Origin of the sequence: Mangrovibrevibacter kandeliae, from assembly GCF_024519155.1 — a bacterium.
Classification (GTDB): Bacteria; Pseudomonadota; Alphaproteobacteria; order Rhizobiales; family Rhizobiaceae; genus Mangrovibrevibacter; species Mangrovibrevibacter kandeliae.
This window is the reverse complement of record NZ_JANIFJ010000006.1, coordinates 135,804-160,664: the sequence shown is the minus strand read 5'-3', so window position 1 is coordinate 160,664 and position 24,861 is coordinate 135,804. Positions and strand designations below refer to the sequence as shown.

Annotated in this window: 20 protein-coding genes; 11 read left to right on the top strand and 9 right to left on the bottom strand. The window is 66.9% G+C overall.

Features of this window, described 5'->3' with window-relative positions:
* Positions 1–55: 55 nt before the first annotated feature.
* A complete protein-coding gene (ffh, locus tag NPA30_RS16015) occupies positions 56–1,621 on the bottom strand; it encodes a signal recognition particle protein (RefSeq protein WP_256803770.1) in 1,566 nt (521 codons plus the stop codon).
* Positions 1,622–2,047: 426 nt separating this feature from the next.
* Positions 2,048–3,658, bottom strand: coding sequence for a GmrSD restriction endonuclease domain-containing protein (locus NPA30_RS16010; protein ID WP_256803769.1), 1,611 nt, complete (start codon positions 3,656–3,658; stop codon positions 2,048–2,050).
* A 195-nt stretch (positions 3,659–3,853) separates the two neighbouring features.
* Here NPA30_RS16010 and NPA30_RS16005 point away from each other — a divergent pair, with 195 nt between their 5' ends.
* Positions 3,854–4,855, top strand: a complete 1,002-nt coding sequence (locus tag NPA30_RS16005) for an MBL fold metallo-hydrolase (RefSeq protein ID WP_256803768.1) — start codon at positions 3,854–3,856, stop codon at positions 4,853–4,855.
* Between the two features lie 421 nt (positions 4,856–5,276).
* On the opposite strand, the gene NPA30_RS16000 is transcribed toward NPA30_RS16005, so the two are convergent.
* Positions 5,277–7,079, bottom strand: coding sequence for a chloride channel protein (locus NPA30_RS16000; RefSeq protein WP_256803767.1), 1,803 nt, complete (start codon positions 7,077–7,079; stop codon positions 5,277–5,279).
* Positions 7,080–7,436: 357 nt separating this feature from the next.
* On the opposite strand from NPA30_RS16000, the gene NPA30_RS15995 reads away from it, so the two are divergent.
* The 10 genes from NPA30_RS15995 to NPA30_RS15950 all read left to right on the top strand — a co-directional run bounded on the left by NPA30_RS15995 (position 7,437) and on the right by NPA30_RS15950 (position 16,898).
* Positions 7,437–8,525 (top strand): endonuclease/exonuclease/phosphatase family protein, encoded by a 1,089-nt coding sequence (locus tag NPA30_RS15995; RefSeq protein ID WP_256803766.1) that lies wholly within the window; start codon positions 7,437–7,439, stop codon positions 8,523–8,525.
* 140 nt (positions 8,526–8,665) lie between these two features.
* Positions 8,666–10,402 (top strand): putative bifunctional diguanylate cyclase/phosphodiesterase, encoded by a 1,737-nt coding sequence (locus NPA30_RS15990; protein WP_256803765.1) that lies wholly within the window; start codon positions 8,666–8,668, stop codon positions 10,400–10,402.
* An 88-nt stretch (positions 10,403–10,490) separates the two neighbouring features.
* Positions 10,491–11,186 carry a lytic transglycosylase gene (locus tag NPA30_RS15985; RefSeq protein WP_256803764.1) on the top strand — a complete coding sequence of 232 codons (696 nt, stop codon included), beginning with the start codon at positions 10,491–10,493 and terminating at the stop codon, positions 11,184–11,186.
* A gap of 96 nt (positions 11,187–11,282) precedes the next feature.
* The gene (dapF, locus tag NPA30_RS15980; protein WP_256803763.1) at positions 11,283–12,164 is read left to right on the top strand and encodes a diaminopimelate epimerase; all 882 of its coding nucleotides are present in this window, start codon (positions 11,283–11,285) and stop codon (positions 12,162–12,164) included.
* Positions 12,164–13,450: a tRNA (N(6)-L-threonylcarbamoyladenosine(37)-C(2))-methylthiotransferase MtaB gene (mtaB, locus tag NPA30_RS15975; protein WP_256803762.1), complete on the top strand. Its 1,287-nt coding sequence runs from the start codon at positions 12,164–12,166 to the stop codon at positions 13,448–13,450. The genes dapF and mtaB overlap by 1 nt, the downstream gene beginning before the upstream one ends.
* A gap of 23 nt (positions 13,451–13,473) precedes the next feature.
* Positions 13,474–13,788 carry a hypothetical protein gene (locus tag NPA30_RS15970; protein WP_256803761.1) on the top strand — a complete coding sequence of 105 codons (315 nt, stop codon included), beginning with the start codon at positions 13,474–13,476 and terminating at the stop codon, positions 13,786–13,788.
* A gap of 194 nt (positions 13,789–13,982) precedes the next feature.
* Complete coding sequence (gene ftsY, locus NPA30_RS15965) at positions 13,983–15,200, top strand: signal recognition particle-docking protein FtsY (RefSeq protein WP_306228947.1); 1,218 nt, start codon at positions 13,983–13,985, stop codon at positions 15,198–15,200.
* Between the two features lie 69 nt (positions 15,201–15,269).
* The gene (locus tag NPA30_RS15960; RefSeq protein WP_256803760.1) at positions 15,270–15,917 is read left to right on the top strand and encodes a septation protein A; all 648 of its coding nucleotides are present in this window, start codon (positions 15,270–15,272) and stop codon (positions 15,915–15,917) included.
* 184 nt (positions 15,918–16,101) lie between these two features.
* Complete coding sequence (locus tag NPA30_RS15955) at positions 16,102–16,386, top strand: type II toxin-antitoxin system TacA family antitoxin (RefSeq protein WP_256803759.1); 285 nt, start codon at positions 16,102–16,104, stop codon at positions 16,384–16,386.
* Between the two features lie 89 nt (positions 16,387–16,475).
* Positions 16,476–16,898 carry a GNAT family N-acetyltransferase gene (locus NPA30_RS15950; RefSeq protein ID WP_256803758.1) on the top strand — a complete coding sequence of 141 codons (423 nt, stop codon included), beginning with the start codon at positions 16,476–16,478 and terminating at the stop codon, positions 16,896–16,898.
* 8 nt (positions 16,899–16,906) lie between these two features.
* On the opposite strand, the gene NPA30_RS15945 is transcribed toward NPA30_RS15950, so the two are convergent.
* The 6 genes from NPA30_RS15945 to NPA30_RS15920 all read right to left on the bottom strand — a co-directional run bounded on the left by NPA30_RS15945 (position 16,907) and on the right by NPA30_RS15920 (position 24,708).
* Entirely contained in the window at positions 16,907–17,944 is a 1,038-nt protein-coding gene (locus NPA30_RS15945) for a DUF2332 domain-containing protein (RefSeq protein ID WP_256803757.1), read from the bottom strand.
* A 2-nt stretch (positions 17,945–17,946) separates the two neighbouring features.
* Complete coding sequence (locus NPA30_RS15940; protein ID WP_256803756.1) at positions 17,947–18,510, bottom strand: NUDIX hydrolase; 564 nt, start codon at positions 18,508–18,510, stop codon at positions 17,947–17,949.
* Between the two features lie 59 nt (positions 18,511–18,569).
* Positions 18,570–19,661, bottom strand: a complete 1,092-nt coding sequence (locus tag NPA30_RS15935) for a nickel/cobalt transporter (RefSeq protein ID WP_306228946.1) — start codon at positions 19,659–19,661, stop codon at positions 18,570–18,572.
* Positions 19,652–20,323, bottom strand: coding sequence for a DUF1007 family protein (locus NPA30_RS15930; protein WP_256803755.1), 672 nt, complete (start codon positions 20,321–20,323; stop codon positions 19,652–19,654). Before NPA30_RS15930 ends, NPA30_RS15935 begins: the two co-directional genes overlap by 10 nt.
* A gap of 180 nt (positions 20,324–20,503) precedes the next feature.
* A complete protein-coding gene (locus NPA30_RS15925) occupies positions 20,504–22,447 on the bottom strand; it encodes a UvrD-helicase domain-containing protein (protein ID WP_256803754.1) in 1,944 nt (647 codons plus the stop codon).
* Positions 22,444–24,708, bottom strand: coding sequence for an ATP-dependent nuclease (locus tag NPA30_RS15920; protein WP_256803753.1), 2,265 nt, complete (start codon positions 24,706–24,708; stop codon positions 22,444–22,446). The genes NPA30_RS15925 and NPA30_RS15920 overlap by 4 nt, the downstream gene beginning before the upstream one ends.
* Positions 24,709–24,861 lie beyond the last annotated feature (153 nt).

Sequence of the window (24,861 nt, the reverse complement as noted above, 5' to 3'; positions counted from 1 at the left end):
TAGACGTCCTTCTTGGTTCTGTTCACGGTTGCTTCGACAAAGGCGCCGCGGCGCCTCACTTCTTCTTTCCCGGCACTCCGGGCAGGCCCGGAAACCGTCCGCCCGGCAGGCCCGGCATGCCGCCGAGCCCTCCCGGCAATCCCTTCGGCAGCTGCGGCATGCCGCCCGGCAGCCCGCCGGCCTGCGCCGCGCGCGCCATCTCCTCCAGCTGCTTCGGATCCATCTTGGAGAGATCCGGCATGCCGCCGCCCATCCCCCCGGGCAGGCCCATCTTGCCGCCGAGCCCGCCCATCAGCTTGCCCATCATGCCGGCGCCTTTGCCCTTGCCGCCCATGGCCTTCATCATGTCGGCCATCTGGCGGTGCATCTTGAGGAGCTTGTTGATGTCGGCCGCGCCGGTGCCCGAGCCCGCCGCGATGCGCTTCTTGCGGCTGTTCTTCAGGATGTCCGGGTTCTTGCGCTCGGCCGCCGTCATCGAGGAGATGATCGCGAGCTGGCGCTTCAGGAGCCTGTCGTCGAGGCCGGCGGCGGCGATCTGGTCCTTCATCTTGCCGATGCCGGGCAGCATCCCCATCAGCCCGCCGAGGCCGCCCATCTTCTGCATCTGGCGCAGCTGGTCGGCCAGATCGTCGAGGTCGAAGGACCCCGACTGCATCTTCCTGGCCATCGCCGCGGCCTTCTCCGCGTCGATGGTCTCGGCCGCCCGCTCCACCAGCGAGACGATGTCGCCCATGCCGAGGATGCGGTCGGCGATGCGCGCGGGGTGGAAGTCCTCCAGCGCGTCCATCTTCTCGCCGACGCCGATCAGCTTGATCGGCTTGCCGGTGACGGCGCGCATCGAGAGCGCCGCGCCGCCGCGCCCGTCGCCGTCGACGCGGGTGAGGACGATGCCGGTGATGCCGACGCGCTCGTCGAAGGACCGCGCGAGGTTCACCGCGTCCTGGCCGGTGAGCGAGTCGGCGACGAGCAGGATCTCGTGCGGCCGGGTCTTCGCCTTGATCTCGGCCATCTCGGCCATCAAGGGCTCGTCGATGTGGGTGCGGCCGGCGGTGTCGAGGATGACGACGTCGTAGCCGCCGAGGCGCGCGGCCTGCTCGGCGCGGGCGGCGATCTCGACCGGCCCCTGCCCGGCGATGATCGGCAGCGTCGCGACGCCGGTCTGCTCGCCGAGCACCTTCAGCTGCTCCTGCGCGGCCGGGCGGCGCGTGTCGAGCGAGGCCATCAGCACCTTCTTGCGCTGCCGCTCGGTAAGGCGCTTGGCGATCTTGCCGGAGGTCGTCGTCTTGCCCGAGCCCTGCAGGCCGACCATCATCACGACGACCGGGGCCGGCGCGTTGAGGTCGATCGAGACCGGGTCCCGCCCGAGCGTCTCGATCAGTTCGTCATGGACGATCTTGACGACCATCTGGCCGGGCTTGATCGACTTCAGGATCTCGGCGCCGACGGCCTTCTCGCGCACCCGGTCGGTGAAGCCGCGCACCACCTCCAGCGCGACGTCGGCCTCGAGCAGCGCCCGACGCACCTCGCGCAGCGCCGCGCTCACATCCTTGTCGGAGAGCGCGCCGCGGCCGGTGAGGCCGTTCAGGATGGACCCGAGGCGGTCCTGCAGGGAATCGAACATTCAGCGTCCTTCCGTCCGTCCGGGGATGAGCCCGGACGGTGGGGCCGTCCGTCCGGGGGTGAGCCCGAAAGGTGGGGCGCGAGGCCGCCACCCGCAAACCTCATGCCGGCCAGAACGACTGGCACAAAGCATGATCGCATCCCCGGGCGATCCTCGCTGGGGGATGTGGACCTCCGGGCGGCTCGCGTCGGATGACGGTCGAGGGATCCGGTCGGTGGCTCGCGGACGGCTTGTCGCGGATGGGCAGCGAGAAGCACGAGCGGGGGCGGAATGTCAAGGGTGGGACAACAGTGGGATGAACATCAGATAGAAGCGACGCCAGCGCCTTGGGCAGTGCGCGTCTATAGGCGCACATTTCCATAGGCGTCGCTCCGTGCAAAGCTGTCCCCACGCCTGCTATCCTCGCGCGCCACCCTCCCCACAGTTCTACGAAAGTTCTGCTAGTGCGTTTGCAAAACCAGCAATAATCTCAGAACGCTTGTCCAAAAATTCATCGTACGTAAGCGATTCGAATCCGACCGGTATGAGATTTGTGTCTAATATTTCTTCTTTCTTATCAGCGGTTATCATCGATACATAGACAGAAGGATCTTTATCCTTGATCCTATTGTTATCACTCTTCGAGAGGAAACAGATATTCGCTATGGCGTTTATCTTGTCATTCTCAAGGCCCGACTTCTTGAGATGAGCACGGGGAAATATATGATGAAATTCGTTTTTATTGCCTTTTTGTAAAACTACAGCTAGATCGATTTTTGCTCCTGAAAGGAGGCTGGCAGGCCGCTTCTGAGACAATAGATTAATAAGTATCTTCGAGTTGACGTTGCCAATAGCGAATCGATTTTCAATGAAGAAGCTCGGATCGATGGGCCGCACCGACTTTAGGATATCTATTTGACTACCAGACTTTAAAGAGTTCATCAATGCGATGTCCGCAGCATGAGCACGACCTACACCCGAGGAATATCGGCGTGAAAGGCAAGAGCGCCAATACCACCGTATGATTGCTTCCCTTTGCTTGTCACTTGGATGTATGCCACTCACCGCTGGGGTCGCAAAAAATGCCGACAGGGGAACTAGCATTGCGGGATACGGCATTAGCGACAAACTCTCGACAAGTAACTGCTTCTTAAGAAAGTCGATCGCGCCCAAAATGCCGCGCTTTATCTCCTCGAAGCGCTCCCGGACAGTGGGGCCGTGAAGGCTTACGACGTCCTTGAGCTGCGCGTCCCCTTTGATGACCGCCGCAAAGCACTTCATCATTAGGTTCGGATCTGCGGAGAGTTCATGAAAACCAAATGGCTCGAGATCCTGAGCCAACTCAGATATCGACTCGTTCAAGTCAAATTCACTGCTCCAAGTCCACGCCGACAACAACTGAAACGCGTCGAGGCGAATTCCGGCTCTGTTGACCCTTTCAAATATGATCGCAATTTCGTCTTTGTTCTCAAACTCGATCACGTCAAGATTGAGCTGGAATTCTTGAAATCTCCTTTGTAACTCGACAACCTTATTCTTGTTGTCCGACGACAATCCGCTAGCAATCTCAAAAAATGTTGCTGTGTCAAAGATAGCTCTAAGTGGAAAATACCTGCTTGGGTCCGATCCCGGCTCAAAAATGGAGACAAATTGATCCTCCAGCGCGCCTTCTGGAGCCTGGAGATCAAAGTATATATCAAACGCCTCAGTAGAACTCTTGCCAGACAGAGTTGTCTGAAATACACTAAATATTGATGTAAGCCTCTGCTGTCCATCTAGTACGTAATCTACCGGATAATCCTTCTCTGGAACCGGGAGAGAGAAAGGTCCAAGGTCTCTCTCCTTCTCCAATGCATCTTTTGTTCTCCAAAGTAGAATGCTGCCAATCGGATAGTTTCTATATATGCTGTCCATCAGGAAGGATATATTGTCGGTCGTCCATACAAATCCGCGCTGGAAAGCGGGAATCCGAATAGATCCGCTCAGTATTCTCTCTAAAGCAGTACGAATCGCCACCGTTGCCATGCCTGCGCCTTCAACTTCCATGCCGTCTGCCAACTGATATCGACCTCCGGTTGGGTTGTGAAGGCGTTTCGCGATTGGTGGTTTATCCGTGAGGCCCCGTGGAGACGGCGTCCTTATTCCCTCCGACACCGATCCAGTGAGGAGTGATGAGTGCTCGCAAATAGGGTAGTGATTTAAAACACGCGCCTCTACTGAGCTTGTCTCTCACCGGAACAGCATCCTTTCCCCTTGCCCCTTCCCCGCCTCACCTCCCCCCACCCCGTCTCCGACCACTTCGACGGCCGGCGCTTCTTCAATCCGGCCGGCCTGCCGCCGGCGGGCCTCAAGGCGATCTGGGACTGGCGGCGCAATGCCGATCCTGCGCCCTGGCCGGAGCGGTTCGAGAGCCCCTACCCGCAGGACCGGCCGCCCGAGCGGGTGACGGACGGGCTGCGGCTCACCCATATCGGCCATTCCGGCAACCTGATCCAGACCGCCGGGCTGAACCTCCTCGTCGACCCGCAGTATTCCGAGCGCTGCAGCCCGTCGCAGCGCTTCGGCCCGAAGCGGCACGCGGAGCCCGGCGTCGCCTTCGAGCACCTGCCGCCGATCGACGTCGTCCTCATCAGCCACTCGCATTACGACCACATGGACCGGGCGACGCTGACGCGGCTCCACGACGTCCACCGCCCGCGCTTCGTCGTGCCCCTCGGCGTCGAGGCGATCCTCAGGGGCTGGCGGCGCGAGGCGCGGGCCGAGGCCTTCGACTGGCATGAGACGGTGGCGCTCGGCGACGGGCTGGCGGTAACGCTCTGGCCGGCGCATCACTGGAGCGCGCGCGGCGCCTTCGACCGCTGCCGGACGCTGTGGGCGTCCTTCGCGCTCCAGACGCCGGCGGGCTTCGTCTTCCATGCCGGCGACACCGGTTTCAACGGCGGGCGCGACTACCGGGCGGCGCGGGAGGCCTTCGGGCCGGCGGCGCTCGCCGTCCTGCCGATCGGCGCCTACGAGCCGCGGGCGATCATGAAGCCGCAGCACCAGGAGCCGGACGAGGCGGTGCGCGGAGCGTTGCTTCTCGAGGCGGCGCTGACGGTCGGCGTCCACTGGGGCTACTTTCAGCTGACGGACGAGGCGATCGACGACCCGCTGCACCGGCTCGCTCTGGCGCTGGAAACGCACGGGTTCGACCCGGCGCGGTTCGTCGCGGCCCGGCCGGGGCTGGTGGTGGAGCTGCCGGCGGTGCGGACGTAAGGGCCTGCCGGGGAGGGCGCAGTCGAGCCCTCACCCGGCTGCTCGCTGGCGCTCGCATCCACCCTCTCCCGCGAGCGGGAGAGGAACGGCGCCCGTGCTTTCAGATCGAGGCGGCGCGACGCCGACGCCGCGTTCTTCTCCCCATCGGGGAGACGATGCCGGCAGGCGGATGAGGGGGTCACGCGGCGAAAAAGGCATCGGCATCGGCGTGGCGCAGACGAGCCCTCACCCGGCTGCTCGCTGGCGCTCGCATCCACCCTCTCCCGCAGGCGGGGGAGGAACGGCGCCCGTGCTTTCAGATCGAGGCAGCGCGACGCCGACGCCGCGTTCTTCTCCCCCTCGGGGAGAAGGTGCCGGCAGGCGGATGAGGGGGACTGCGGCCGGCGAGGCATGGCCGTCGAGACATGCGGCCCGAACCGGCCTAGCTCCGCTCGCCCTCGCCGAAGAGCTCGCGCTGCGCCTTTTCGATCTCCTCGGCATAGCGCTTGCGCACGAAGCTCTCCGACAGGAGGCCGAGCACCGTCTTGTCGGCGGCGACCACGGCGAGCTCGTCCGCTTCCGCCTCGTCGAAGCGCTTCATCACCTCGACGATGTTCATCTCCGGCGTCAGCACGATGCCCTGGAGGATCGCGAGGTCCGCCACCTCGCTCGCCGGGTCGGTGCCCTCGGCATAGGCGGTGGCGGTGAGCACGATGCCGGCATAGCGCTCCATCGCGTCGGTGACGACGACGCGCTGGGTCGAGCCCAGCGGATAGCGGCGGCGGAACTCGGCGACGGTGAGCGCGGCGGGCGTGTTGCCGGTCTGCTTGCGCATCATCCGGCCGGCGGTGAGCAGGCGCACCCAGCCGACGTCGCGGGCGCTGCGGATCGTCTCGCCGCGCAGGTGCAGGCGCCAGGTCGAGAAGGAGTAGCCGAACAGCGTGCGCACCATCGTGCCGGCGACGAGCGAGGCGGTGATCACCGCGCCGGCGAGGCCGAGCCGCTGCGTCGCCTCCATCACCAGCATCGCCATGGTGATCGGCCCGCCGATCACCGCGACGGCGAGCGCCGCCATGCCGACGAGCGCCGCCTCGGCCGGCTCGACCACCGCGTAGCCGGCGACGAGCTCCAGCACGCCGGCGAAGAGGTGGCCGGCCAGCGTGCCGATGAACAGGCTCGCGAAGAACAGCCCGCCGCGGAAGCCGAAGCCCAGCGAGACGATCGAGCCGAAGCACTTGGCGACGAAGATCAGCGCCAGCGACTGCAGCGTGCCGCCGAGCACGATGTCGACCGGCAGGGCGGAGTGTCCCGACGAGAGTGCCTGCGGCGAGATCGCGGCGATCGGCATCATCAGGAGGCCGCCGAGGATCGGGCGCGTCCAGGCCGAAAGCGGCAGCCGCCGCGTGAAGGCCTCGAGCGTCGCGATCGAGCGCATCAGGCCGATGGCGAGGAAGGCGAGCAAGAGGCCGAGCAGCGCGTAGACCGGATAGTCGGTGGAGGGCGTGCCGCCGGCGGCGACCACCGGGATGAGGTAGGGCGTCGAGCCCAGCATGTGGGCGGTGGCGGTGCCGGCGAGCGCGGCGGCGGCGACCGGGGCGATCGCCGAGGGCATGTAGGCGCCGATGACGATCTCGAAGGCGTAGAAGGAGCCGGCGAGCGGCGCGCCGAAGGCGGCGGCGATGCTGGCGCCGGCGCCGGCGCCGACGAGGGTGCGCACGTCGCCGCGCCTGAGCCCGAGTTGGGTGCCGCCGAGCGAGGCGAAGACGCTGCCCATCTGCGCATAGGCGGCCTCCAGCCCGACCGAGGCGCCGCAGCCGTTGGAGATCAGCGTCTGGCCGGCGACGATCAGGCTGTCGGTGAAGGACATCCGCCCGCCATGCAGGGCGTTGGCTTCGACGGCGTCGACCAGCGAGCGCCGGCGGGCGCGCACCAGGCGCGAGAAGATCAGGAGCAGGAGGCCGCCGAAGGGCAGCACCGCGAGCTGTTCCAGCGACAGCTGCGGCTGCATCGTGACGCGGGCGCCCTCGGCGAGCTGGAACAGGAGGGTCTGGGCAAGCTGCGCCGTCTCCTCCAGCGCCACCGTCGCCGCGCCGGCGAGGACCCCGACCACGACCGCCAGCCCGGTGAACCAGAGTTCGCTCGAACGGAAGCGACGCCGCAACCCGGCGGCGGCCTCGCTGAAGAAGGATCCCGGCACGGTCCCGGTCTCGCCCGCGGCCGTGCGTCTCGTGAGTGACGCGAACACGGGCCGTCCTTAGAGGAAGTCGCCCGCGGGCGGGAGGCGGGGAGCGGCCGGCGCGACGAAAAAACCTCCGGCGCCCGCCATCGCCCGCATCCGCGGACCGACAGGGCCGCACCTGCCCTGCGACGCGCGATATGGATCAACCGTTGCGCCGGGGCACGTCGAGGGGCCGCGAGACCCCGCGCGCCGTCGCTCCCGCCGCGCGGCAGAGGGTGGATGCGAGCCGCGTCGGACGAACGGGCGGCCCGGTCCGAGGCCGCGCCGCCCCTGACCTTCGGCACGCCTGCCCTATGCTCCGTCGCGACAGTCCAACCCGCGCGGCCGACCGGTCGCAGCTTCACACCGCCGCCGGAGGCCGCCATGCTCACGATCCTGCTTCTCGGCCTGCCCACGCTCGTGCTGGCGCTGGCGACCGGCCTCTCCTTCGTGCGGATCCCGCACGGCATCGTGCGCACCCTCGCCTTTCCCCGCCTGCAGATCCTGGTGCTCGCCGCCCTGCTGGTGCCCGCCACCTTCTTTCTCGTCATCGACAACCATTGGCGGCAGGGGCTGGTGCTCGTCCAGGTCCTTGTCGTGCTGGTGCAGGCGGTGCTGATCGCCAAGTTCACGCCGCTCTGGAAGCGCCAGTCGGTCCGCTGGGACGGCGACCCGGCCGGCGACAACACCCTTTCGGTCTTTTCCTTCAACGTGAAGATGTCGAACCGGCGCTACGACGAGGCTCTTGCGGTGGCGCGCGACAGGGACCCGGACGTCGCCATCTTCATGGAGACCGACGCCGGATGGGCCGAGGCGCTCGAGCCCCTCGCCGAGACGCTGCCGCACGGCGTCCGCGAGCCGCTCGACAACGCCTACGGCCTCCTCGTCTTCTCGCGCCTGCCGATCGAAGAGGCGCGGATCGACTATCTCGTCACCGACGACGTGCCGTCCTTCTCCGGCATCCTGCGGCTGCGCGACGGGCAGCGCTTCCGGCTGCTCGTGGTGCACCCCGAACCCCCGGTGCCCGCGATGGACACGGTCGGGCGCGACGCGGAGCTTCTTCTCGTCGCCGATCGGGCGGCGTCCGAGAGCCTGCCGGTGGTCGTCACCGGGGACCTCAACGACGTCGCCTGGTCGCACACCACGCGCCTGTTCCAGCGCGTGTCGGGTCTCCTCGATCCGCGCGTGGGGCGCGGCTTCTACAACACCTTCGACGCACGCTACCCGCCGATGCGCTGGCCGCTCGACCATCTGTTCCACGATCCGCGCTTCAAGCTGATCGACATGCACCGCCTGCCGGCCTGCGGCTCGGACCACTTCCCGATGCTGTTCCGCCTGGCGCTGACGCCCGAGCCGGCGGCGCTGGACCAGCCGGAATCGGACGCCGGCGACCGGCGCGAGGCCGACGGAATCGAGGCGAAGGGCGACCGGCTGGAGCGCGACGCGATCGGCACCGACTGGGAGGATGCCTGACGCACAATCGACCCGCCGCATTAACCCGGTGGTAACCGGGACTAATGCAGCGCGCCCGAATCGCACGCTGCGCCGACGAAAACTCACGAAGCGGAAACGTTCGCCCCGCTTAACTCCGCTTCGACCGACGGAGCTGAACGATGCGGACACTATGGTTCTATGACTGGATGGCGCGCTTCGATCACCTGAGCTACCGCACCAAGATCATGCTCATGGCGTTCCTCGGGACGCATGTCCCGCTCATCGCCCTCGTCTTCTACACGACGATCAGCGACAGCTGGACGTGGCAGCGCCTGATGTCGATCCTCGGCGTCACGCTGCTGGCGACCCTCGTCGGTACCGCCGTCACGCTGTTCGTCCTGCATCAGCTCCTCAAGCCCGTGGTTCTCACCTCCCGTGCGCTGCGGGCCTATCGGTCGAGCCGCGCGCTGATGCCCCTGCCGGTGCATTACACCGACGAGGTCGGCACCCTCATGGCGGATGCCACCGCGACGATCCGGCATCTGCACGACGCCGTCGACCAGCTCGAGAACGTCGATCCCGCGACGGGTCTGCCGAACCGCCGGCGGCTGGTGGCCGACATCGAAAGCCGGGTCGCCGACGGCCGCAGCTTCGCCGTGTGCATCGTCCGCTTCGGCGCCTATGAGAGCATCGTGCACGCGCTCGACCTCGAAGCCGCCGAGACCGCCGTGCGCCTGCTCGCCCAGCGGCTGCGCCGCCGGCTCCCGTCCGAGCTGGCGCTGTATCGGGTCGACGCCGGCAATTTCGGCGTGATCTCGCGCGATGGCATCGACAACGCCCGGGAGATCGCCGGGGTGGGCGAGCGCATGCAGGCGCTCCTCGCCGACACCGGCGGCGTCATCGGCCTGCCGATGCTGGCCGTCGATCCGCTGCTGCGCGCCGGCGTGACCGCACACCCGCTCGATGCCGTGGACGCCAACAATATAGTGGACTTCGCCGTCGCCGCCGCCGTGCAGCCGACGGGGCGCGACACCGTCAGCTTTCACTCGCCGGCGGCCCGCCGGACGGCCGTCGAGCGGATCGAGCTCGAACAGGAGCTGCGCCGCGCCCTTTCGCAGGACCACTTCGTCCTCCACTACCAGCCGGTGGTGGACCTGGCGCAGGGCCGGGTCGTCGGCGGCGAGGCGTTGATCCGCTGGCAGCACCCGGAGCGCGGTCTCCTGGCGCCCGGCGCCTTCATTCCGGCGGCGGAAACCTGCGGCCTGATCAATCCGATCGGCCTCTGGGTGATGCGCAAGGCCTGCCTCCAGCTGAGAGACTGGAACGCGCATGGCGGCAGCGACCTGAAGATCGCGGTGAACCTGTCGGCCCGCCAGTTCCTCGACCCCGGCCTCCTCGACTTCGTGCGCCAGTCGATCGACGAGGCCGGCATCCGGCCTGACCAGCTGGAGATCGAACTGACCGAGACAGCCGCAATGGCCGATCACGACTTTACCCGCGCGATGTTCGGCCGGCTGCGCGACATCGGGGTCAGCATCGCCATCGACGACTTCGGCACCGGCTACGCCTCCTTGAGCAACCTGCACAAGCTGCCCTTCGACAAATTGAAGATCGACCGCGAGTTCGTGCGCGACGTGCACACCGCGCGCGACCGCCAGGCCATCTGCGGCGCGCTGGTGGCGCTGGCCCAGGGTCTCAAACTCGAGCTTCTCGCCGAAGGCACGGAGAAGGCCGAGGAGATCGCGCAGCTGAACGCGCTGGGCTGCCGCCTCTTCCAGGGGTTCTACTTCTCGAAGCCCCTGCCGGCCCCCGATTTTCCGGCTCGGGTCGCCGAGGTTTCGCTGGCCGCGATGTCGATGCGGATGCATGCGGCGGACGGACGGGGCGCGGACGCCCTGCACCGGCACACGGGCTGACCCGTCACCGCTCGGGCGGACAGGGCGGAACTCGCGCGGCCCGTCGGCGGTTGCCGTAGCAAAACTGCCCGACATGCCGGAGTTCCTCATGCCGCGTCGCCTTCTCCTCCTCACGCCGTTCCTTCTCCTCGCTCCCGCCGCGAGCGCGCAGGAGTCCGGTCCGTGCGGCCCGCAGACCACCGTCGAGAGCGGCGACACGCTCAGCAGTCTCGCGCAGCGGTGCGCGGTCACGGAAGGGCTGATCCTGCGCGCCAATCCGGGCGTCGACGGCTCCCAGGATCTGCGCGTCGGACAGACGGTCAGCCTCGTCGGGCCGCTCGATCAGCTGAAGTCCATGGCGAGCGACGCGGGCGGAGAGCTGGCGGGTGCGGCGCGCGACGTCGGCGCCTCGGTCGGGAGTTCGGTGCAGGATTTCCTCCACCGCAATCCGAAGCTCGACCAGAACATCCGCAGTCTCGGCCGCTCGGTCGGGGTCGGCGACGGCACCACGCAGGCCTCCGTCACCATCGCTCCGGACACCGGCCCCGCCGGCAGCACCGTGACGGTGTCGGCGACGGGCCTGCCCGCCGACACCGACGTGGTGATCGACGGGGGCGTGGCCGGCACGGCCTCCGAAGTGTTGGACAAGGCCCGCACCACGCCGGAGGGGACGCTGCAATCGGCGGTGAAGATCCCGGAGGGCACCGCCGGGAAGAGCTTCCGGATCGGCGTGCGCGACGCAGGCAGCGCCTGGATCGAGCGGGCGCCGGCCTTCACCGTGGAAGCGGGCGGCAGCGGCGGCTGACCCGGCTCCCGTCGCTGCATCTCGACGCCGACTCGGTAGCATTGGCCGGGTAAACTTGCCATATAGACGCGGACTTTGCTCGAACGGCCCGCGTCGATGACTGACCCGATTCCCTTTGCGCGCATGAACGGCCTCGGCAACGAGATCCTCGTCGCCGATCTGCGCGCCAGCGACGCACGTGTCACGCCGGATGCAGCGCGCGCACTGGCGGCCGATGCGTCGACCCGCTTCGACCAGATCATGGCCATCCATGCGCCGCGCACGCCGGGGACCGACGCCTTCGTGCGCATCCTCAACACGGACGGCTCGGAGGCCGGCGCCTGCGGCAACGGCACGCGGTGCGTCGTAGCGGCGCTCGCCGTCGAGACCGGCCAGACCCGTTACACGTTCGAGACCATCGCCGGCATTGTCACCGCCGAGGCACGCGAGGACGGGCAGATCACCGTCGACATGGGCAAGCCGCGCTTCGGCTGGCAGGAGATCCCGCTCGCCGAGGAGTTTCGCGACACCCGTGCGATCGAGCTGCAGATCGGTCCGATCGACGCGCCGGTCCTGCACTCGCCTTCGGTCGCCTCGATGGGCAACCCGCACGCGATCTTCTGGGTCGACGAGGACGTCTGGTCCTATGCGCTTGACCGCTTCGGCCCGGTTCTGGAAAACCACCCGATCTTTCCCGAGCGAGCCAACATCTCGATCGCGCGCGTCGTCTCGCGCGCGCACCTCGTCCTGCGCACATGGGAGCGCGGCGTCGGCCTCACCAAGGCCTGCGGCTCGGCCGCCTGTGCCGCCGCGGTCTCGGCCGCGCGCACCCGGCGCACCGGGCGGACCGTCACGGTCACCGTACCGGGCGGCGACCTTTCGATCGACTGGCGCGAGGACGACCACGTCCTGATGACCGGTCCGGCCGAGTGGGAGTGGTCCGGCACGCTCGACCCCGTCACCGGCGCCTTCGCCCGCGACGCCGACGAGGCCGCCTGATGGCGGTGGAGGTGATCTCCTTCGGCTGCCGGCTGAACACCTATGAGGCGGAGGTGATGAAGCGCGAGGCCGAGGCCGCCGGGCTCGGCCACCGCGACGGCGGGGCGATCCTCGTCAACACCTGCGCCGTCACCGCCGAGGCGGTGCGCCAGGCGAGCCAGGCGATTCGCCGCGCCCGCCGCGACAACCCGCAGGCGCGCATCGTCGTGACCGGCTGCGCCGCGCAGACCGATGCGGGGCGCTTCGCCGCGATGGACGAGGTCGATGCGGTGATCGGCAACGAGGAGAAGCTGTCCGCCGACAGCTACCGCGCCATTCCCGACTTCGGCCTCGGCGCCGAGGAGAAGGTGCGCGTCAACGACATCATGAGCGTGCGCGAGACCGCCGGCCACATGGTCGACGCGATCGAGGGCCGCGCGCGCGCCATCGTCCAGGTGCAGAACGGCTGCGACCACCGCTGCACCTTCTGCATCATCCCTTTCGGGCGCGGCAATTCGCGCTCGGTGCCGATGGGGGCGGCGGTCGATCAGGTGAAGCGGCTCGTCGGCCACGGCTACAACGAGGTCGTTCTCTCCGGCGTCGACATGACGAGCTACGGCGCGGACCTGCCCGGCAAGGCGCGGCTCGGCACGCTGGTCCAGGCGATCCTCGCCCGGGTCCCCGAGCTGAAGCGCCTGCGCCTTTCCTCGATCGATTCCGTCGAGGCCGACGACGCGCTGGTTGAGGCGATCGGCGGCGACATGCGGTTGATGCCGCATCTGCATCTCTCGCTGCAGGCCGGCGACGACATGATCCTGAAGCGCATGAAGCGGCGCCACTCGCGCGACGACGCCATCCGCTTTTGCGCCGAGATGCGGAGCCGGCGCCCCGACATCGTCTACGGCGCCGACATCATCGCCGGCTTCCCGACCGAGACCGAGGCGATGTTCGAGAACTCGCTGAAGCTCGTCGAGGACTGCGGGCTGACGCATCTCCACGTCTTCCCCTTCTCGCCGCGCGAGGGCACGCCGGCCGCCCGCATGCCGCAGCTGCCGAAGGCGCTCGTCAAGGCGCGCGCCGCCCGCCTGCGCGCCGCTGGCGACACGGCCTTCCGCGCTCACCTCGCCCGCCTCGTCGGCACCCGGCAGCGGGTTCTGGTGGAACGCGAGGGGCTCGGGCGGACGGAAGACTTCACACTCACCGAGATCGACGGCGGCCTCCCCGGCGCGATCCTCGACGCTATCATCACAGGCGAGACGGGCGAGCGGCTGCGGGCGCGCCAGTCCGACGCTGCACTCGCGGCCTGAGTGCCCCCAGTCAAGGAACCGACATGGCCGAAAAGAAGGGCTTCTTCCGCCGGATCTTCTCCTTCGCGAACGCCCCCGAGGACGAGCGCGTGCCCGAGCATGGCGAGGCGCCGCGCCCGAGTGACGAGGAGATGGTCAGAACGCCCGGCGCGCCCGATCCGGACCTGCACCAGCCGGCGCTGGCCGATGCCGGGACCGACACCGAGGCCGGGGCGCAGCCGGAGGACGGGGGCGGGATCACGCCGCTGAAAGAGGCGGCCGCCAAAGCGCCTCATGCTTCGAATGATAGCCCAGCCGAGGAGGCGCCGGGCACGGCTGAAAAAAAAACTCCGCAGTAGAGGCTGACGGCACCGAAGCGGATACCGAAGAGGAGGACGCGTCCTTCGACTGGCTCGATGCGCCGCTGCCGGCGGAGGACGACGAGATCGTCCGGCGCGCGCCTCCGGGCGACGACCTGCCGCTTGGGGTCGAGCCGGAGCCGGTAACGCACGAGCCGGACGCCGCGGCGTCGGACGAGGTCGTTCCGGGTGCGTTGGAGCCTGCGGCGCGCGCGCCGCTCGACCCGCTGGAGCCTGCCGATCTGCCGCCGGCGCCCCCGCAGGACGCGGCCGAAGACGTGGAACGCGCCGCCAACGACCATGACGAATTCGCCTGGCTGAACACGCCGGACGACGAGGGTCCTGCCGAGAGGGCTGAGACCGGGGCCGCCGGCGACTTCTCCTGGCTCGATGCGCCGGCTCCCGCTGCACCCGCGACCGACGAGGAGATCGCCGCCGGCTGGCGCAAGCGCCAGAGCGCCGTGCCGGCGGAGGCACCGCCCGCCGCCCCGCGCGTCTCCTGGTACGAGCGCCTGCGCCAGGGCCTCGCCCGCTCCTCCGATCAGCTGACCGGCTCGATCACCGCGCTGTTCACCAAGCGCCGGCTCGACGAAGACACGCTGCAGGATTTCGAAGACGTCCTGATCCAGGCCGATCTCGGGGTCGAGACGGCGATGCGCATCACCGACCGCCTCTCCGACGGTCGGTTCGGCAAGGAGATCACCGGCGAAGCGGTGCGCGCCATCCTCGCCGACGAGGTGGAGGCGACGCTGAAGCCGGTTGCCCTGCCGCTCGAGCTCGACCTCGAGAAGAAGCCGCACGTCATCCTCGTCGTCGGCGTCAACGGCACCGGCAAGACGACCACCATCGGCAAGCTCGCCGCCAAGCTGACGCGCGGCGGCCTGAAGGTGACGCTCTGCGCCGGCGACACCTTCCGCGCCGCGGCCGTCGAGCAGCTGAAGATCTGGGGCGAGCGCACCGGCGCGCCGGTGATCGCCAGGCAGATCGGTGCCGATGCCGCGGGCCTTGCCTTCGAGGCCTATGATGCCGCGCTCGCGAACGGCTCCGACGTCCTGATCATCGACACCGCCGGCCGGTTGCAGAACAAGGCCGAGCTGATGGCCGAGCTCGAAAAGATCAACCGCGTCCTGCAGAAGCGCGAGCCCGACGCGCCGCACACCGTGCTGCAGACGCTGGACGCCACCACCGGCCAGAATGCGCTCAGCCAGGTCGAGATTTTCCGCAACGTTGCCGGGGTCAACGGCCTGGTGATGACCAAGCTCGACGGCACGGCGCGCGGCGGCATCCTCGTCGCCATCGCCGCCAGGCATCGCCTGCCGGTCTACTTCATCGGCGTCGGCGAGGGGATCGACGACCTCGAGCCGTTCAAGGCCCGCGACTTTGCGCGCGCGATCGCCGGAACGGCCGCTTGAGGACCTGCCGTGCGCGGCCCCGAAAAGACCGGCTTTCGCCGCTAGCGGCGGGGGCCTAAAGGAACCGTCATGCCCCACCACATCCTCGAAGACGCTCCCAACGCGCCGCCGCGAAAGCCGATCAATCCGCTTCTCAAGCTCGCGCTGGAGCTCGGGCCGCTGGTGCTGTTCTTCTTTGCCAACGCCAGGCAGGACGCCATCCTGAAGGCAGTGCCGGCCCTCGCGGTCCTCGGCGACCCGCGCTTCGTTCCGATCGCGGTCTTCATGGTCGCCGTGGTCGCGGCGCTCGCCGTATCCTGGGCGCTCACCCGGCGCCTGTCGGTGATGCCGCTCGTCTCCGGCGTCTTCGTGCTCGGCTTCGGCTTCCTGACCTTCTATCTGCAGGACGAGACCTTCTTCCAGATGAAGCCGACCATCGTGAACGGCCTCTTCGCGGCGATCCTGCTCGGCGGCCTGCTCTTCGGGCGCTCGCTGCTCGGCTATGTCTTCGACGAGGCCTTCAAGCTGGACGACGAGGGCTGGCGCATCCTGACGCTGCGCTGGGGTCTGTTCTTCGTCTTCCTGGCGATCCTCAACGAGGTCGTCTGGCGCAACGTCGCCTACGACACATGGGTGGACTTCAAGGTCTGGGGCACGATGCCGATCACCATCCTCTTCACCCTCTGCCAGCTGCCGCTTCTCAAGCGTCATTCGCTGGAGGAGGAGACGGCGGGGTGATCACTTATTTCCGCCAGCTTCTCGCATGTGAGTATCAGCCGTGCTCGACCGCCGAACCAAGTGGATCCGGTGATCACACTAAGGTACGGCGTACATACATTGTCAGTACAGCGATTCCATGCTAGGCAGCAGTCGAATTCCAGAAGCGATCTCGTGTCACATTCGCCTTGCGGAGGGCCACACCATGGCGCTTGCTAAGAAAAAGGACAACTTTACAGCACGCATCGCACCAGATGATCTCGAACTCATCAAGCGTGCAGCGGAGACCTGTGGGAAGAGCCTGTCAGCGTTCGTCATCGAGGCCGCGACATTCAGCGCCCAAAAGGCCCTCATGGATCAGCGCTTCCTGCATCTCGATGCGGAACTGTTCGATTCCCTCTCCGAGACGATTTCCCAGCCAGCACAGGTGCATCCTGAGCTTGCCGAACTGCTTCGGAACGGAAGCCAATGGGCGACTTCCGAGCGTTAGGGCTCAATGCACCCGAGCCTCTGACTGCCAGCCACGATTTCTCCAGCTTCTCATCCGGAAAGCCGAGCCTCGATTCGTGGCTGGCCGATATGGCCCTCCGCAACCAGACCTCCAACTACACCCGGACATTCGTCGTCTGCGGCGATGCGATGGCGGTTAGGGGCTACTATGCCGTTTGCGCCGGCATGATCCTGCGCAAGGACGTCCCTCGGCCGCTCTCGCCGTACGGAGCACCGGGCGAAATCCCGATCGCCCTGTTGGCGAGGCTTGCGGTCGACTCGAGCATGCAGGGTCGCGGGGTCGGAAAGGCGCTTCTCGCCCATGCGTTGAAGACCGCCGCCTCAGCTGCGCAGGCCGTCGCCTTTCGTGCGCTCATCGTTGATGCGATCGACGAGGATGCCGCCGCATTCTACCGCAAGCTCGGCTTCCAGCCGACGAAGATCAGTCCGACGAAGCTGATCCTGCCGATGCAGGACGTCATCGCCTCGATGACCGCGACACCGCCGGAGTAAAGCCGAAGTCAGCTACGCCAGTCCAGCCACCGGCCGTGGAAGTCGGCGCGGCCGAGGACGCGCGTCGTGCCGCCGGGCCAGAGGTCGAGCGTGATCACGGCGGCATCGCCCGCCGCGTCGGGTTCCAGCCGCAACCAGGCGACGGGTGAGTCCGAAGTCGCTGCCGCGCCGGCCTGCTCCATCAGCCCGGCGATCCGCGCCTGCGTCGCCTGCGGCATGTACTGCCACATGATCGAGTGCATCAGGCAGAAGACCGTCTCCGCCGGCCGCGTCTCGAGCTGCCCGGCGACGAAGTTCGCGGCGTCCTGCCGCTCGACCGCGATCCCGCGCTTCACCGCCAGCGCGATCGCCGCGTCGAGGCGCTCCAGCCGCGCGGTCTGGTCGGCCCACACGAAGCTCCTGAGCCGCAGGCGCTGGGCAGGGTCGGAAAGCTCGATCGGCCGGATGTCGCAGCCACGGCGCCCGGCGACGACGAGGTCGCCGGTGAGATCGGGCACTGGGCCACGCAGCTCCGGCGCCAGCCGTACGCCGGCTGCCGGATCGCCCCACTGCGCATCGCCGAAGGTGTAGTGGAAGCCGTCGAGCGACAGGTTGAGGCCGGCGCTCGATCCGATCTCGACGAGCGTCAGGGGAAGTTGCGTCTCGCGAGCGACGGTCAGGAGCCCCGGCAGCAGCGCCGAGGCGCGCGCCACCTCGTTGGTCTGCGGCGGCGAATCGAGCGCCGCGAGAAGCGCCGCGTCGTGCTGGGCGAGCGCCCGCGCCAGCGCCGCGCCAAGCACCCCGTCGTCCACCGGGTTCGGCGGATAGACCGAGGCCAGCGCGTCGTCCTCGCGCGCCAGCACCAGGCGATGCAGCGCGCCGCAGAGCCGCAGCGGCAGGGCCGCGGCTTCGCCTTCGCGCCAGCCAACAACGGCGCGACCGGTCGCGGTGCCCTCGTCGAGGCACTCCGGCAGGAGGCGGCAGAGCCGCGCCGTGAACGGCGAACCCAGCGCGTCGCAGGCCCGCGCCTGCTTGTCGAACTGCGCGAGAATCCCCTCCGGCAGCATGGTCACATCTCCTCGCGCTCGAGCGCACGTCCGTCCGGCATCCGGTCCCCCGACTGGCCGTCCGGATTGCCGAAGGGCACCGGCGGCGCACCCGCCTCGGCCTCAGCCTCGTGCCGCAAGGCCCAGTGGACCGACGGGAAGGCGAGCTCGTCCCACGGGATCTCGCCCGGCTCGAACAGGCGCACCTCGAGGCTCTCGATGCCCGGCGACACCGCCGGGTGCTCCAGCACCGCGCGGTAGATCAGCTGCACCTGGCTGATCCGCGGCACCGAATAGACGGCGAGGAGCCGCTCCAGGCGGATCGCGGCGTTCGCCTCCTCGCGCGCCTCGCGCCGGGCGCCCGCCTCCGGCGTCTCCTCCAGCTCCAGGTATCCAGCCGGGATGGTCCAGAAGCCGCGGCGCGGCGCGATCGCGCGCCGGCAGAGGAGGATGCGGCTGGCGTGGCGCACCACCGCGCCGACGACGATCTTCGGGTTGTCGTAGGCGACGAAGCCGCAATGGTCGCAGACCCGCCGCGGCCGCTCGTCGCCCTGCGGCGTGCGCAGGGAAAAGCTCGGTTCGATCATGCGGGAGGAGATGGCGCGGTCCCGGGTCGCGGCGAGGTCGGAGCCCGAATCCGCCGTCGTCAGCCGCCCGCCACGGTGGAGGCGGCGAGCAGCGACAGGCCGAGGAGGAGCAGCACCAGCGCGCCGCCGATCTCCAGCGCGTCGACGATCCAGACGCGCCGCCGGCCGGCCCCACCCGCGCCGAGCATCGCGCCCTTGAAGACCACCGCCGTCGCCGCGATCGCCGACACGGTGATCGCCGTGCCGAGCGCCATCGCCAGCACCGAGAGGACGCCGGCGAGCATCAGCCCGTTGACGAGCGAAAAGGTGAGGACGCCGATGGCGCCGGTGCAGGGCCGCAGGCCCATGGCGAGCACCACCGAGACGGTCGAGCCGAGGGTCAGCCGCGTCCCCAGCCGGCTCGGGTCCGGCATGTGGCTGCGCCCGCAGTCGCAGTCCTCGGCATCGTCGCTGCAGACCTCGGCCGCATAGCCCCCGGAGGCGCGCGGCATGCCGGCATAGGCGAGGCCGCCGGACGGCGCGCGGGCGCCGGTCCCGGCCCCGGCGCCCGCGAGCCGCGGTGCGGAAAAGTCGAGCGCCAGCGCGGGCGCCCTCTGCCGGCGCCACAGCCGGGCGAGCTTGCGCACCAGCAGCCACGCGCCGAACGCGGCGACGAGCGCGAAGGACGCCGTCTCCACGATGTCCGAGGCGTCGGTCATGCGGATGCGGGTGCCGCGCAGCAGGCACCAGCCGACGCCGACGATCGAAAGCGCGGTCGCCGCCTGCACCAGCGAGGAGACGAAGGCGAGCGCGATGCCGCGTCGGAGCTGCACCCGGTTGGCGAAGACGTAGGAGGAGATCACCGCCTTGCCGTGGCCCGGCCCGGCGGCGTGGAAGATGCCGTAGACGAAGGAGATGCCGACGAGGAACGCGAGGCCGCCGGGCTCGGTCCGCATCGCCACCAGCGCATGGTTGAGGCTCGTCAGGAACGCCGCCTGGTGCTGCACCAACCAGGCGAACCAGGCTTTCATCAGCCCGCCGGCGGGCGGCGGCGGCGCGGCCTCGGCGCTGCCGATGCCGAGCGAGGATCTGGCCAGCGCCGGGCCGGCGAGGAGCACGAGCGGCAGGACCAGCGCCAGCGCACCGGCCGCTCGGCGAGGAATCAGCCGCATGCGACCTCCATCCGCGTCGCCAGGATCTGCGAATAGTTGATGCCGTCGTCCGGCACGCTCTGGTCGGGGCCGAGCGACGCGATCGAGTTCATCCATTCCTTGGCCGCCTCGTCCTCGTCCGGCACCACCACGCTCTTCGTGCAGCTCGCGGGCATGTCGACCAGCTGGAAGCCGCCCTCGCCGTCCGGAACGTCGAAGGCGACGAAGAAGGTCTCGTCGAAATTGGCGAAGGTGAGCCTGCGGCCCTTCAGCGCGAGCGGGCTCGCCGGCTGCATCTCGAAGAACATCAGGAGCTGGCCGTCCTGATAGAGCGCGTGGATCGCCTCGGGCGGCTTCAGCGCCACCGGCCGGCCCGCGTCGGTGACGAAGGTGTAGAAGTCCCACTCGGCGATCGACTCACGCACCGTCTCGCCGACCGCCTCCAGCTCGTCGTCGTCCAGCGTGCCGTTGGCGTTCTTGTCGTAGTCGACAAGGACGCTCGAGGAGAACATCTCGTCCATCCGCCAGACGTTGCGCACCGACGCGAGCGTGCCGTCCGGCGCGCCGACGACCTCCATGTGCGCCTCGGCGAACACGTGCGGATGGGCGAGCGCCGGCGCGGCCGCGCCGAGGCTGCCGAGCCCGATCCCCGCGAGCGCCATCCGCCGAATCTGCCGCCGCATCACCCCTCCGAAGCACCCCTCGCCCGCTTGGACATCACGAGCATGGCTGAAGTTGGGTGCGTGGGGGCGGAGGGTGCCGTCGACCTAGTCGCGCTACCCGAACCGACTCAAATAACGCTCAACGGACTAATGTTTTAGCAGCACAGCGTCGAAGGCACCGACATAGGACGCTAGCCAAGATCATCCGAGCGCGGTCTCCGACAGGATATCCTCGTCGGGAAAGATGTTCGCCGCACGGACCCGCTCCTCCGCCTTGGCCGGATCGCTAGTAAAATAGACAACTATCAGGTCTTTGAGGGCCCTCGTGCAGCAGACATAGAAGAGGCGCCTCGTCCTATCGATGACGGTCTGCCTGCCCTCTGCAATGTTCTCAAGATCGCGCTTGGAAAGGGGTTTAACTCCAAAATACCTATCATAGGAGAATTGTGCATGGGTCCCTTCGTCGTCGTCGAGCACAACGAGAACGCGCTCGAACTCGGCGCCTTTGATGCCCTGTTGCGTCGAGAAGGGCGACGATTGCCTAATGTATGTCCTGTATCCGCGGAACTGGCGCGCCGGGCACGCTAGGTACCGGTCCATGGCAGCTATCTCCAGCGAGGCCACTTCTTCATCCTCGCTTTCCTCGTCCTGCTCCGCGCTCTCTGCAAGTTCCTCCGCCTTGGGAGGCGCTTTGCCGATGAACGCGGAGATGCGCGGATCGAGCGACATCAGGTCGTTCTGCGCCAGATGGACGAGGACGTCGCGAACGGTCGCCTCGTCGTCCGACATCATGGCCACTAGGTCGGCGACCGCATTGCGCAGCGATGCGAGGAGGTCAACGACCTTCGACTTGGCCAGCGACTCGCGCTGGAGTCTTGGGCACGACCGGCGCAGAAGCGACATCGCTTCGAATTCGTTGCCGTTCTCCATGGCCTCGACGACGGGTAGGACAAAATTGACGAAAGGCTTGAGCGGCCATGAACTCGCCTCAAGGAAGCCCTCGCTAAACGCGTTCGGCGCCTTATCGTTCATGGCCGCATAGAGCTCGCCAAACCCCAAACGGTTCGCCGCCATCCGATGCACGATCACCAACAGCTTGAAGTCGGCATCGGGACCGTCAGTCCAGCGGGGATCGGCCACCTCCTCCGATACCCGGCGCCGGACAGAGGCAAGCCTATCGTCGCGCCTGCCGTCGGCTGGCAGCACAAAGATGCGCGCCGAGCCCTCGACAGGCAGCGGGGTGCCACCGGCCGGGTCCACCGCTACGCGGCCCCCGGTCTGCACGAGGTGGTCGCCGTCGCGCCGGATGGCGTTGGCCACGAAGAGCACTCTTGTTGGACACCGGAAATTCTCCTCCTTGGTGATTTCCTCCCAGCCTTCCTCGGGCGGGATGTCGCCGATGCCGGTGGCGTATATGCGTTGCATGGGGTCGCCGAAGAAGCCGAGGCAGAAATCGGTCCCGGCCTGCTCCGCCACCGCCTTGAGAGCCTCGACGACGATCGGCTGGGTGTCCTGGCTCTCGTCAACGAAGACAATCGGGAACTGCTGGGCGACCAAGGTTCGGAACAGCGGGCGATCCAACATAAAATATGTGGCCATGCGGATGATGTCGTCGTGGCCGAGCACGCCACGAGGGTAGTCGCTGCCCGTCCCGTAGTTGAATGCCACAACCTTCTCGACCAGAGGAATCGAGGCCGAATATCGGTCGATGTCACTGCGATTCTTGACGCGCGTGCGCTCCTTGACACGTGGTCCGAAATTAGCGGCCGTCGCAGCTAGTTCCGCGATGCGCTCATTGATCCGATGGATAACCCAGGCCTTGATGTCCGTCTGGAAGGACCGCGTGATTGACCACAGAAAACTATGGATGGTCGAGACATGCAGCAGCGGATTGTTGGCTACGTCCGCCAAAATCTCGGTGGCCGCTAACTCAGTATAGGTGATGCAGGCTATCCGCCTGCGGCTGCGCTGTAGCTCCTGACCACGGTTCTGAATGGCGGTGGCCAAGGCCTTGACCAGCGACGTGGTCTTGCCCGAGCCGGCTCCCGCCACCATGACAAAGCTGCGCTTCTCTTTATCAGTGAGGCAGGCTTTGAGGCGTTTGTCCGCCACGGTGTCCGGCTTGTCGATCCGTCCGCCGCTCATTTCGCTTCGGCCTGGACGGCTTCTACCGCACCGACGACGGCCTGAGCTTCCTGCACCACTTCGAGACTGACCTGCTTTGCCAACCAGCTAAGGCCATCCCTAATGTATTTGGGGGTCGTCCAAGCCTCCGCGCCCGAGGCCATAACCTCCAAAGCAAACTTCGTCTTGTCGAAGTGCTTGCCGCCGACCCGCTTGTGCAGGCCTTCGGCTAGTGCCGCCACGTCAGAGGGGACCTTCTTGAGCTTCAGGCCCACGTTCTTGCGCTCGACGTGTTGGCACCATTCAGCGTTTTCGAGGCCGAATGCCTCTTCGAGTGTGCGGCCGCACACCGAAAGCGTCGCGCCGCCCCAGGCGACGTGGGTGGCAACCTGGTACGCCACCAGGACCTTCGCGGGTTCGGACCCGGTGATATCGGCAGTCTTCTCGGCTGCGTCCGCCTTCAGCAGATCGTTGATGAGCCGTTTCTTGGGCAACCACTTGATCAATGTCTGGTTCGAAGTCTCTGCGTTGTCGACTGAGGGCAGGCAGGCCTTCCCGTATCGCTTCTTGGCCGGCTTTCCCTCCTCGTCGTCGGGAACCTCAAACTCGACCTCCTCGTCCTCCTCCGAGTCCTTGTCGACCGGGTCGGGCGTGGGCTTGGCGGTGACGCTGTCGATGTCCGTCACGATCAGCGTGGTAATGCCAAGGAATTCAATCAGCTCCTTGAACCGATGGCCGAAGGCGCCGCTGACTTCGAGGATGCACAGCGACGCGGACCTAAGCGTCGGCGCCTCTCGCTCGATCATGATAGGCATCAGGAGCCGCTCCACGTTGCCTTCCACAAGGATGGCGGCGTCTGCGAAGAACAGATCGCAATGAGTGAGCTTCAGATAGCGTTGCAGAAAAAGCCGGTCCTTGGGCGAGTCGCCGGCTTGGAATGCTGAGAGATTGAGGACATGCGTGGTCTGATCGCTATCGGCATGCCTCCGGAAATATCGGATCGGAGCGAAGCCTCTTTCGTAGAGGATATGCGGAGAATGGGTCGTGACAACGAGCTGGCTGGCAAAGGCTCCCTCCTCGTTCTCCTTCACGAGGCTGAGCACGTTCCGGATGAAGACCTGCTGCAATTGGGCATGCAGGTGCGCCTCGGGCTCCTCGATGAAGATCAGGTGTAGCGGCGCGCGCTTCTCCTCCTCGGCCTTCCACTTCTCGTGAATGTCCAGGATCTCGACCACCATGTAGATCAGGTTCTTAAAACCCAAGCCATTGTAGCTGTCGGGCAACCGCGTGGCGTCCTCGCCATCGCCGAGCACATAATGGATCTTGGCGTCTTGGCTCATCACCGATGCAGGATTAAGCGCTGACTTAATTTCAAGCCGCGGATTGTTGAGGCCTGGGTAGCCGAGGTTAGCGATGCGGTCGAGCGTATCCTTGAAGACATCCTTGAGGTGGTCGTTGAGCCCCGCCTCGGAATTAAACAGTGCTCTGAGGGCCGTGTGGTCCTCCTCCCTTTGGATAAGGTTGCGTTCGTAGAACCGGCTCAGCCGGCGAGACAGGTCCTCAGACCGCCCCGAACCGCCATCGGTTCTCGAGGCGGGGTCGGCGAGGTGGCGCTGGGCGTTCAGGCAATCGACCCTGACGAGCGACCTGAGGACAGCAGCCCCGCTCACCTCACCCGCTAGGGGAGCGGGGCTATACCCAACATCCTCCACCAAGGCGGTATTGAACCGGGCGCGATCCAACACGCTGTAGCGGAGCTCGAACTCGTTGTGGAGCTCCTTCTCAAGATAGTCTGCGAGCGACTTGGGCCAGGGCTTGTAGTCGCCAGCCCCGTCCGGCAGCGCGGCAGCCTTCTCGGTTACCACGGCCTTGCGCTCCCTGAACCGCTTCAGCAGTTCCGATGGCGAGCGGGCGGCCAGCTCCACGCGCATCCCGACCATGCTGCCTTCCCATGCGGTGCTCGGCAGTATCGGCATCACAAGATACAGATCCGCAGCGTTCACCTCGAACCATAAATCCAGGGCGATGGATGGTATTTCGGCAGTGGCGTCGTCAGCATGGTCGGCCGCCTCAAGCGCATTGAGCTGCTTCCACGTGTGCGAACTGAAGTCGAATAGCGTGAACCGGTCCTTTGAGCCCGAAAGGAACATCATGATTGCTTGAGTAGCCGACGTCTTGCCGCTGTTGTTGGAGCCGACGAAGATCGAGATGTCCGATGCCAATTCGATGTGCGCGTCGCGGAGGCGACGATAATTTTTCAGACGATAAGAATGAAGGTGCATGAAATACGGCTCTGCTAGATAGCTTCTGCATCGGCATGGCAGATTAGATCAGAGAAGATTCGTCACAGATATTGTCCCTGCAGGGTAGATATTGCGAATGATCCCCTTGATTCGCAATAGCGCCGTCGGGCCTGCCGCTCCGTTGAAGTCCGA